Genomic DNA, 10223 nt, shown 5'->3' with positions numbered 1-10223 from the left:
AACCAAGGACTAATCAGCTTGTATGAGACATATCGGAAACTCTGTAGTGTTTCATGAACCGCCGTATACCGAACGGTACGTACGGTGGTGTGAGAGGACGGGGGTTAGCCGCCCCCTCCTACTCGATATTTCTTACGAAAGGTTCGAAGGAGGTGATGAAAGATGGAGGTTGACTTTGATTTTTGGAGTTTTGAAACCGAATGGTTTACCACTTACTTGTGAAGGAGGATTATTATGGAGAGCAAGAGTCAACGCACATGCGGTGAACTCAAAGTCATGAAAAATTCTGAAACGCGTCATCCCCTAGTCCGCGTTAAAGACTGCGTTGTAGGAGGCCATGATGTGACAGTTATCGCCGGCCCCTGCGCGGTGGAGGACGAAGAAACCTTATGGGCGACTGCAGTACAGGTCAAGAAAGCGGGGGCCCATATTCTGCGGGGCGGGGCTTACAAGCCCAGAACCTCGCCTTACAGTTTCCAGGGCTTAGGTAAAACGGGACTGAGAATCTTGGCTTCAGTGGGTCAGGCTTTGGGAATGCCGGTCGTAACCGAGGTAATGGATACAGCTGACATAGAAGAGGTTGCCGCTTATGCCGATGTATTGCAAATCGGAGCCCGTAACATGCATAACTACGGGTTACTGAAAAGACTGGGAAAGGTTGAAAAACCGGTTATACTGAAGAGGGGTCTGTCTGCGACCATTGAAGAGTGGCTGATGGCAGCCGAGTACGTGGTATCCGGGGGCAATGACCAGGTCATACTGTGTGAAAGGGGAATAAGGACTTATGAACCCTGGACGCGGAACACGCTGGACCTCTCCGCTGTGGCCTTGGTTAAGACTCTTACCCATCTTCCTGTAATCGTTGATCCAAGCCACGCTACTGGTAAAGCCGATCTTGTCGGTCCCATGGCGAGAGCTGCGGTTGCTGCCGGTGCTGACGGTTTGATGATCGAGGTCCATATTGATCCGTCCAAGGCCTTATCTGACGGAGAGCAGTCTTTAACCCCAGGCCAGTTCGCGCAGTTGATGCAAGACATAAGAGCGTTAACCTCCATTCGGCAAAGGCGGGTGTCGTGAAATGAAACCTGTTTATGCCGTACTGGGTTCCCGCTGTACATTTACCGTGGAAGCGGCCCGCTGTTACTGGGGAGATGGTGTAGATCTGCTAGGCTTAAAGTCTATCCCAGAAGTCTTCGAGTCTGTCGTGCAAAGCGGTGTTAGTGGGGGCATGGTCCCGGTTGAAAACTCGATCGCCGGGCGAATCCCCGAAACCGAAGCTGGGCTCAGAGAGTTTCCAGTAGTCGTGGCTGGTGAGATTTGCCTCACAATACAACACTGTTTGCTTTCGACCAAACCCTTAGCCATTGACCGGGTTAATCTGGTCTTCAGCCAGGCCCAGGTTTTTGCCCAGTGCCGGCGGTTTTTACGCGAACACCTGCCATGGGTAACGCTGGTAGCGGTTGCCAACACCGAATTGGCAATCCAGATGGCCCGGCACGCAGGTGAAAACTCTGCGGCCGTAGGGTCGGCACTAGCAGCTGATATCTACGGTATGCACGTCATAGCCAAGGGGATTCAGGACAGTGATTCCAATGTTACCCGCTTTGTTCATATCAAGCCACGAGAGCCGCAATAGGGGAGAAGAGTTAGGCCACTCAGGAAAGTACGAGGTAGGGGTAAATATCTTAATGTTTTAGTGTGAATCAGGTACAATCAGAACACATTCTGGCAATGGGGGAAACACTAGATGAAACTGTTGCTACAAACTGATCCTCCAACCATGACAGCCTGGCTCCACGATGTGGTGAGATTGTACTACCCTGGGTGGAAAATTGAAGTTGAGGACTCGGGACAGGCTGAAGGGCGGATGAGAATCGTTCGCAGCCAGTCAAAGGGAAAGGTGGAAGTCGCCCTTACAGTAGAGGACAGGAATGGCACCATCCGGGAGAGAATAATGCTTGAGGCCGGCGACGAGAAAAACAGTGAAGACGTAGAGAAGGAAGTCCGGCGTCAAATACGGCTCATAACGTACCGGCTTCTGGCCCGGCATACGGGAAAGGAAGGCAATCCCTATGGTATCCTCACCGGAGTGCGCCCGACCAAGCTTGTTCAGCGCTGGCTGGATGAAGACCTCCCGACAGAACAGGTAGAAACTAGGCTAGAAAATCAATATGCCATCAGACGGGACAAAGCGAAGTTGTTGACTGAGATTGCGTTGCGAGAAAGGCCCTACCTCATGGATAACGATGCTGCTTCCCGCTATCTCAGCGTCTACGTTGGGATCCCGTTCTGCCCGAGCCGCTGTCATTACTGTTCGTTTCTAGGTGCAACGGTGACCGACTATTCTCGCCAGGTAACACCGTTTATGGAGGCATTAGGCCGGGAGGTGGAGGTGTTTGGTCAGGTAACCAAGGATTTGGGATTTAAGGTCCAGTCCATCTATGTGGGTGGGGGAACTCCTACAGTACTGGCCTGTAACGACCTTGAAGTGTTGCTGGAATGGCTTAACCGTTATTTTGTTTCGGCCGCCACCAGGGAGATCACAGTAGAGGCCGGCCGTCCCGACACCTTGACTGCAGAAAAGTTGAGACTGTTACGAGAAGCTGGAGTGACTCGAATCTCTATTAATCCGCAAACTATGAACGACGCGACACTGAGGGCCATTGGGAGAAGCCATTCGGTAGAAGAGGTGGTACGTGCTTTCGAACTAGCACGGCACGAGGGTCTTAGACAAATAAATATGGATCTAATAGTTGGGCTTCCGGGTGAAGGGATGAAAGAGTACACGAACACAGCAGATCGGATTCTGCAACTAAAGCCGGAAAACGTGACTGTTCATGTTCTGGCGGTGAAACGAGGCTCAGTCTTGGCTGAAACCGAGCGCGGGGTAGGTGCCAGGGAGCAAATCGAGCAAGTCGAGAGAGGGATCGAAATGTTTCGGAACCGTCTTACCGGCACCGGCTACGAACCCTACTACCTTTACCGCCAGCGTTATATGGCTGCCAACATGGAGAACCTGGGCTATTCTTTACCGGGCTGCTATTGCCTGTACAACATCCTGATGATTGAGGAGAGGCAGACTATTCTGGGATTAGGCGCCGGTACTGCTAGTAAATTCGTGAATCCCGGCAGTTGGACCTTGACCTCCTTATATAGCCCCAAGAACCCGTTAAGTTACGTAGAGTCTTTGTCACGCTTGATCCGCAACAAAGTTGACAAGCTAGGGGCCTTGACCTAGAATAGGTTTTAGATTTTTAGGGGATTTTTCCCTTCGGTGGTGGCAAAGATGAGCATTACCGGGCCGCGAGGCACCTACGACATTTTACCTGATGAGTCCAGGAAATGGCAGTGGTTGGAGGGGCTTTTGCGCGAAACCGCTGAGTTATACGGGTTTCGGGAGATCAGGACTCCGGTTTTTGAGCATACGGAGCTCTTCCAGCGGGGAGTTGGCGAAACCACAGACATAGTGCAAAAAGAGATGTACACTTTTGCCGATAAAGCGCGCAGGAGCTTGACTCTCCGGCCGGAGGGCACGGCTTCTTGTGCTCGGGCATTTATTCAGCATCAGATATATAACCAGCCCCAACCTGTCAAGTGGTATTACCTAGGGCCAATGTTCCGTTATGACCGGCCGCAAGCTGGGCGCTACAGACAGTTTCACCAATTCGGGGCTGAGGTTTTTGGTAGCAACAATCCGTTTGTAGATGCCGAGCTTATAGTCATGATGGTGGATATGGTTTTTAAGGCTGGCCTGCCGCAATACGATCTGCGTCTCAATTCGGTTGGGTGTGAAACCTGTCGTCCTTCATATCGTCAGGCTTTGGTCAGTTTTTTGCAACCTATTAAAAAAGAGTTGTGTCAAGATTGCCGCAAGCGGATTGAGCTTAACCCTCTGCGGGTGTTAGACTGCAAGAACCAGGGTTGCCGCGAGGCAGTTACCGGTCTTCCCAGGGTTGCTGACTACTGGTGTAATGATTGTCGCCAGCACTTTACAGCCGTAACTCAGAGTTTAGACCGATACGAGGTATCGTACACTGTTGACGACCGGTTGGTGAGGGGATTGGATTATTACACCAACACCGCTTTCGAGCTGCTGGTGCCGGGAATAGGTGCTCAGAACGCGATTGGCGGAGGAGGCAGGTATAACCACCTGGTGAGGGAGGTTGGAGGGCCGGACGTTCCCGGTATAGGTTTTGCCATTGGTCTGGAACGGTTGTTATCGGGCGTAGAGGAAGCCGGCGCATTACCTGTGTTTTCACCGGACATAGAGGTTTATATAGCCGTGACCGGGCGTGAGTACGAAGCTTCAGCTGACCAAGCTTTGAGAGAACTGCGAAGAGCCGGGCTTAAGGCTGATCGGGACTATATGGGGCGGAGTTTAAAGGCCCAGATGAGGCAAGCTGACCGTCTGCAGGTCCCGGTCGTGGTGCTTATCGGAGAGGACGAAGCCACCAGAGGGACGTATACCATACGCCGCATGCAAACAAAAGAGCAGTATGAAATAGGGCAAGCAGACTTGATCGACGAAGTCAGGAAAATACTCGTTAAATAGCAGGGAGGAAACAAAGGTGTTGAAAAGAACCCACAGTGCCAGGGAAATCGCGCCGCTTCTGGTGGGGCAAAGGGTGGTTCTGAACGGATGGATCGACACGCGTCGGGATCACGGGGGCTTGATTTTCGTTGATTTGCGAGACCGTTCCGGGGTAGTACAGTTGGTTTTTAGCCCCGACGTGGACGAGAAAGCGTTTCGCTTGGCAGAAGAGATGCGTTCCGAACACGTGATTGGCGCCGAGGGTGTTGTGAGGATGAGGCCCGAAGGCACGGAGAACCTTAATCTCGAAACGGGGACGGTCGAGGTCTATGTCGATAAGGCCGAGATATTTAGCCGGGCTAAGACACCGCCGTTTTACATCGAAGACGGCATCGAAGTGGATGAACACCTGCGGCTGCGATACCGGTATTTAGACCTGCGCCGGCCTGAAATGAAAAACAACTTGGTGTTTCGGCACCGGGTTATAAAGGCCATGCGGGATTTCCTCGACAAGAGAGGCTTCCTAGAAATTGAGACTCCGATTCTTACTAAAAGCACGCCCGAGGGGGCTAGAGATTATTTGGTGCCGAGCCGGGTACATCCTGGGGAATTCTTTGCTTTGCCGCAATCTCCGCAGTTGTTCAAGCAGATATTGATGGTAGCAGGTATGGAAAAATACTTTCAGGTAGCCAGGTGTTTTCGAGACGAGGACTTGCGGGCTGACCGCCAGCCTGAATTTACCCAGCTGGACATCGAAACATCCTTCGTGGAAGAAGAGGACATTTTTGAACTGGTAGAATCGATGCTCTCAGAAGTAATCGAGGAGGTCATGGGCAGGCGCGTCGATACTCCTTTTCTACGCTTGACTTACCAGGAAGCTATGACCAGGTACGGTACCGACAAACCGGATTTGCGTTTCGGCCTGGAAATAACTGACGTAACTGAGATTGTTCGGGGAGTAGATTTCAAGGTCTTTAGTACTGCCATTGCCTCAGGTGGGGTAGTCAGGGCTTTGAACGCCAAGACTTGCGGTTCCTTTTCTCGTAAGGAAATAGATGACCTCACTGCGCTTGCTCTTAAGCTGGGTGCTAAAGGGCTGGCCTGGATAAACGTCACCACGGATGGACTCAAATCCCCGATAACCAAATTTATAAGCGAAGAAATCATGGAAAAGATGTTGGCGGCTTTAAAGGCAGAACCTGGGGACCTGATTCTGTTCGGGGCTGACCAGGAAGAGGTCGTTTGCCGGGTGCTGGGCAATTTACGTCTAGAACTGGGCAAAAAACTCAAGCTTGCTCGAGAAGAAGATCTCAGTTTTGTCTGGATTACCGACTTTCCGCTGCTTGAGTACGACGATGAAGAAAAGAGGTATGTGGCCGTCCACCATCCTTTTACTGCTCCTCGGATTGAGGATATTCCCCGGTTGGAACAGGAGCCCTTGGGGGTTAGATCACGTGCCTATGACCTGGTCTTGAACGGGACCGAGGTGGGCGGCGGCAGTATCCGTATTCACCAAAGGGAGTTACAGGAGAGAATGTTTTCCCTGCTGGGAATGAGCCAGGATGAAGCAAAACAGAAGTTCGGCTTTCTGCTAGAAGCCTTTGAATACGGCACTCCTCCTCACGGAGGAATCGCTTTCGGTGTAGACCGCCTGCTTATGTTGCTGTCAGGCCGAGAAAGCATCCGAGACGTGATAGCGTTCCCCAAAACTCAGAGCGCGGTTTGTCCCATGACCGGGGCACCTTCCGAGGTTTCGGAGCGGCAGTTGAAAGAGCTGGGGATCAGGGTGAGGAGCAAACAAAAGACAGCAGAGTAAAAGCTTAGCGACAGTAGATTTCTTGAAAAGCACCGCTGGCTGTGATATGATGTACATGAAAACAGAACAGTAACGTTGAAAAACTTTTAGACCCTGCTGTGTTCGTGATAAACCGGTTAATTTTGGCCCAACACCAAAATATAGGGAGCCTGGACTCTGGGTGTGGCTTGCAGGCCCTCGATGGGAGGGAAGCATAAAGCATCCAGGAGGGCACCCACCTGCGTGGGACGCAGGTTCAAAATAACCGGTTACACACGACTCGGTGGGGCTTTTTGTTTTGCTGGAGGTAGAAAAAAGAGTATGGAAGACAGTCTGGCGCGAACCAGGATGCTGATAGGAGAGGATGGGATAAGAACACTTGCAGGGGCAAGTGTGGCCGTAATTGGACTCGGGGGAGTCGGTTCCTTTGCCGCTGAAGCTTTAGCCCGTTGCGGGATCGGGAATCTTACCTTGGTCGATAAAGATGTGGTCGAGGCTTCAAACCTTAACCGGCAGCTGGTCGCTTTACGTTCAACTATGGGGCGTCTCAAAGTTGAGGTTATGAAAGAGCGTATCCGCGACTTGAATCCGAACATCCAGGTTAGGATTTTCCCTATACGATACGGAAAAGAGACTTGCGATATCATACACTTGGAAGAGTATGATTATGTGGTAGATGCAATCGATACGGTTAGGGACAAAATACTGCTGTTGGAGAGCTGTTATCATAGGCGGGTGAAGGTGATATCCTGCATGGGGACCGGTTGGAGGCTTGACCCGACTTTGCTAAGGGTAGCGGATATCAAAGAAACCAGCTTATGCCCGTTGGCGAGGAGAGTCCGTCGCGGGCTCCGGGCGGTAGGAATAGAATCTGGCATCAAAGTGGTGTATTCGCTAGAGAAGCCTTGTTTAGACCAGGTAGTTACAAGAGAAGTGGGCAGTATGGTACTGGTTCCGTCGGTTGCCGGGTTAATGATGGCGGCCGAGGTCGTTAAGGATATTTTGCAGACCGAAGGTGGTATCTGTGCAGGTGACATATAAGGTGATAGGCGAGTTGAAGAAAAAGGTGGTGCCAGATAGCGGGGATATAAACCTGCCGGCGGGGGCAACGGTCGGTCAGCTGGTTGCCGGCCTGGGATTGCCGGATGACTTGCACTTGGTAGCAGTGGTAGACGGCCGCAGGTATAAACAGTCTGATGTTTTGCAGGATGGACAAGAGGTTGTACTGGTGCTCCCTTCAGTGGGCGGGTAAGAAGAAAACTAGATGGAAAATCCTTTGGTAAAACAGGTTATTGCGAGGAGGGTTGTTTAATGTACTGGAATCAAGAAATGGAATGCATGCCTCGAAACCAACTTGAGGAATTGAAGCTGAGGCGTCTCAAGGAGACTGTCTTCAGAGTCTATGCCTTCGTACCTAGCTATCGAGAAAAGATGGATGCAGCAGGTATTAAGCCGTACGACATCCAGAAACTAGATGACTTGAAATACCTCCCTTTTACTACTAAGCAAGACTTGCGGGACAATTATCCATTTGGGTTGTTTGCGGTGCCGATGTCGGAAGTGGTTCGTATTCACTCGTCGTCGGGTACAACTGGAAAACCTACGGTAGTGGGGTACACCCGTAAAGACCTTTATACTTGGTCGGAGCTTATGGCCCGGGCTTTGACATGTGCCGGAGCGACCCGTCATTCTATAATTCAAAATGCCTACGGATACGGTCTTTTCACTGGAGGATTGGGGATCCATTATGGGGCGGAATTGATCGGGGCTTCGGTTATTCCCAGTTCGGGCGGCAACACTAAGCGCCAGATAATGCTGATGCAAGATTTCGGGACCACTGTTCTAACTTGTACTCCTTCTTACGCTTTATATATGTACGATGTCATGACCGAAATGGGCGTGTCGCCCAAGAATCTCAAGTTGAAAGCCGGGATTTTCGGAGCCGAGCCTTGGAGCGAAAACATGAGAAAGGACATCGAAAATAAGCTGGAGATTGATGCCTACGATATATACGGTTTGAGTGAGGTTATTGGTCCCGGAGTAGGTATTGAATGCTCGTGCAAAAATGGACTGCACATCTTTGAAGATCACTTCATACCGGAGATTATAGATCCTGGAACTGGAGAGGTTCTTTCACCCGGGAACGAAGGAGAACTGGTGTTAACCACTATCACCAAGGAAGCTTTTCCCATTATCAGGTACCGGACGCGAGACCTGACAGCTCTGACCTATGATCCCTGTCCGTGCGGCAGGACTCATGTGAGGATGAAGAAGGTTTTGGGGCGCTCAGATGATATGATAATTGTAAGGGGAGTCAATGTGTTCCCATCCATGGTCGAAAGTGTTCTTTTGAGTATAGCAGGGGTCGAGCCGCATTACCTCCTGGTAGTGGATCGGGTGGGAACTTTAGACGAGTTAGAGGTATGGGTAGAAGTTTCCGAGCGGTTTTTCTCTGACCAAGTAAGAAAACTGGAGGAATTAGGCCGAACGATACAAAAGGAATTAGAAAGCGCGCTTGGTATTTTGGTCAAGGTGCGTCTGGTCGAGCCCAAGTCTCTGGAGAGGTTTGAAGGCAAGGCTAAGCGGGTACTTGACAAGCGGAACCTGTAGGAGGGGGGATCGGTTATGGTCAAACAGATTTCGGTTTTCTTGGAGAACAAAGCAGGGAGATTGGCCAGCGTGACCCGGGTACTGGGTGACGCGGGTATCAACATACGGGCTTTGTCGATAGCCGACACTTCGGATTTTGGGGTATTGAGACTCATAGTCAACGATCCGGATAAGGCTTATCGTATACTGAAAGAGGCGGGATTCACCGTGAGCCAAACCGATGTTGTGGCCGTAAGCGTACCGGATCGGCCTGGAGGATTGGCTGAGATACTAGAGGTCATGGCCGAGGCCGACATCAACATCGAGTACCTATACGCGTTTATCGGTACCACTGCCCGCAATGCCCTGGTTATCTTTAAAGTTGAAGATGTCGAAAAAACCACATCGTTTTTTAAGGACAAAGGTATTAAGTTCTTGGGGGCAAGCGAGATATATTCTTTATAGATGATGAGATACACTTATCAAGCAACAGTCGAAGTCTCGCGTTCTGGCGGGGGTACGCTAGGTGTCTTTGTGTGGGTCCACAGTTGTGAGAAAGGGGGAATCGGTTTTGGCGGGAACGGTTGAAGTACGCCGGTTGGAAGAGCTTAGAGTGGCAAGCATAAGGCAGGATATGCCTATACATGAACTGTCGGAGGTCATTAACCGGTTGGTTCGCTTTGTGAAAGAAAAGGGCATAGGGGCCGGAAAACCCATGGCTATCTATTACGATAAAGAATTCAATCCTGAAAGAGCCGATATTGAAGTCTGTGTTCCTGTAACCAACCCTTTTCCCAACGAAGGAGATATTCGTTGCCGAATCTTGCCAGCAGGCAAATATCTGGTTATAACTCATGAAGGTGCCTACGATACGATAAAGGCGGGATACGAGAGGCTATTGCACTATGCACAGGAAGAGGGCTACCGGATCATAGGTCCTCCCCGGGAAGTCTATATTGTTGGCCCAGGCTCGCAAGAGACGCCTTCCGCTTGGAAAACAGAGATATATTTTCCCGTACTGGGCTGACTCTTGCATTATTGAGTTCCAGACCAACCAGAACTGCGGTCCAACAGAGGCATTGCTGAGATGAGACAGGATTACGCTCGTGGGGGCAACAGATGCCTATCATACCATACTGGCGTGTCATCCACCGAAGAACGAGAAGGTTTGTTTCTATTAGTAATGCAGTTTCGCTCTTAAGGCCATCTGTGGTCATCAGCCCGGCACTCAGCTGGACGACATTGCAACATGACAGTTGGTCCCGAAAACGCTAGTCGCTGATCAAGACTTGAGCTGAGTGCCGGGTC

Annotated in this window: 10 protein-coding genes and 1 other RNA gene; all 11 read left to right on the top strand. The window is 50.9% G+C overall.

Annotation, left to right across the window (positions count from 1 at the left end):
• The first annotated feature begins 234 nt into the window (after positions 1-234).
• Positions 235-1077 (top strand): 3-deoxy-7-phosphoheptulonate synthase, encoded by an 843-nt coding sequence (aroF, locus tag HPY90_RS10960; protein WP_013174953.1) that lies wholly within the window; start codon positions 235-237, stop codon positions 1075-1077.
• Position 1078: 1 nt separating this feature from the next.
• Positions 1079-1636 (top strand): prephenate dehydratase domain-containing protein, encoded by a 558-nt coding sequence (locus tag HPY90_RS10955; RefSeq protein WP_013174954.1) that lies wholly within the window; start codon positions 1079-1081, stop codon positions 1634-1636.
• A 111-nt stretch (positions 1637-1747) separates the two neighbouring features.
• Positions 1748-3238: a coproporphyrinogen dehydrogenase HemZ gene (hemZ, locus tag HPY90_RS10950; protein ID WP_013174955.1), complete on the top strand. Its 1491-nt coding sequence runs from the start codon at positions 1748-1750 to the stop codon at positions 3236-3238.
• A gap of 48 nt (positions 3239-3286) precedes the next feature.
• Positions 3287-4552: a histidine--tRNA ligase gene (gene hisS / locus HPY90_RS10945; protein ID WP_013174956.1), complete on the top strand. Its 1266-nt coding sequence runs from the start codon at positions 3287-3289 to the stop codon at positions 4550-4552.
• 16 nt (positions 4553-4568) lie between these two features.
• Positions 4569-6347 carry an aspartate--tRNA ligase gene (aspS, locus tag HPY90_RS10940; RefSeq protein ID WP_273698951.1) on the top strand — a complete coding sequence of 593 codons (1779 nt, stop codon included), beginning with the start codon at positions 4569-4571 and terminating at the stop codon, positions 6345-6347.
• An 87-nt stretch (positions 6348-6434) separates the two neighbouring features.
• A non-coding RNA gene (ssrS, locus tag HPY90_RS10935) (6S RNA) lies at positions 6435-6620 on the top strand.
• Between the two features lie 27 nt (positions 6621-6647).
• The gene (locus tag HPY90_RS10930) at positions 6648-7367 is read left to right on the top strand and encodes a tRNA threonylcarbamoyladenosine dehydratase (protein ID WP_273698952.1); all 720 of its coding nucleotides are present in this window, start codon (positions 6648-6650) and stop codon (positions 7365-7367) included.
• Positions 7357-7578 carry a MoaD/ThiS family protein gene (locus HPY90_RS10925; protein ID WP_148216509.1) on the top strand — a complete coding sequence of 74 codons (222 nt, stop codon included), beginning with the start codon at positions 7357-7359 and terminating at the stop codon, positions 7576-7578. Before HPY90_RS10930 ends, HPY90_RS10925 begins: the two co-directional genes overlap by 11 nt.
• A 59-nt stretch (positions 7579-7637) precedes the next feature.
• Entirely contained in the window at positions 7638-8936 is a 1299-nt protein-coding gene (locus HPY90_RS10920) for a phenylacetate--CoA ligase family protein (protein WP_013174960.1), read from the top strand.
• A 15-nt stretch (positions 8937-8951) separates the two neighbouring features.
• Entirely contained in the window at positions 8952-9380 is a 429-nt protein-coding gene (locus HPY90_RS10915; RefSeq protein ID WP_013174961.1) for an ACT domain-containing protein, read from the top strand.
• A 106-nt stretch (positions 9381-9486) separates the two neighbouring features.
• Positions 9487-9942 carry a GyrI-like domain-containing protein gene (locus HPY90_RS10910; protein ID WP_273698953.1) on the top strand — a complete coding sequence of 152 codons (456 nt, stop codon included), beginning with the start codon at positions 9487-9489 and terminating at the stop codon, positions 9940-9942.
• Positions 9943-10223 lie beyond the last annotated feature (281 nt).

This window comes from Syntrophothermus sp., from assembly GCF_013314835.1.
Classification (GTDB): Bacteria; Bacillota; Syntrophomonadia; order Syntrophomonadales; family Syntrophothermaceae; genus Syntrophothermus; species Syntrophothermus lipocalidus.
The sequence above is the reverse complement of the archived record's forward strand: the minus strand, read 5'-3'. Positions and strand labels throughout refer to the sequence as shown.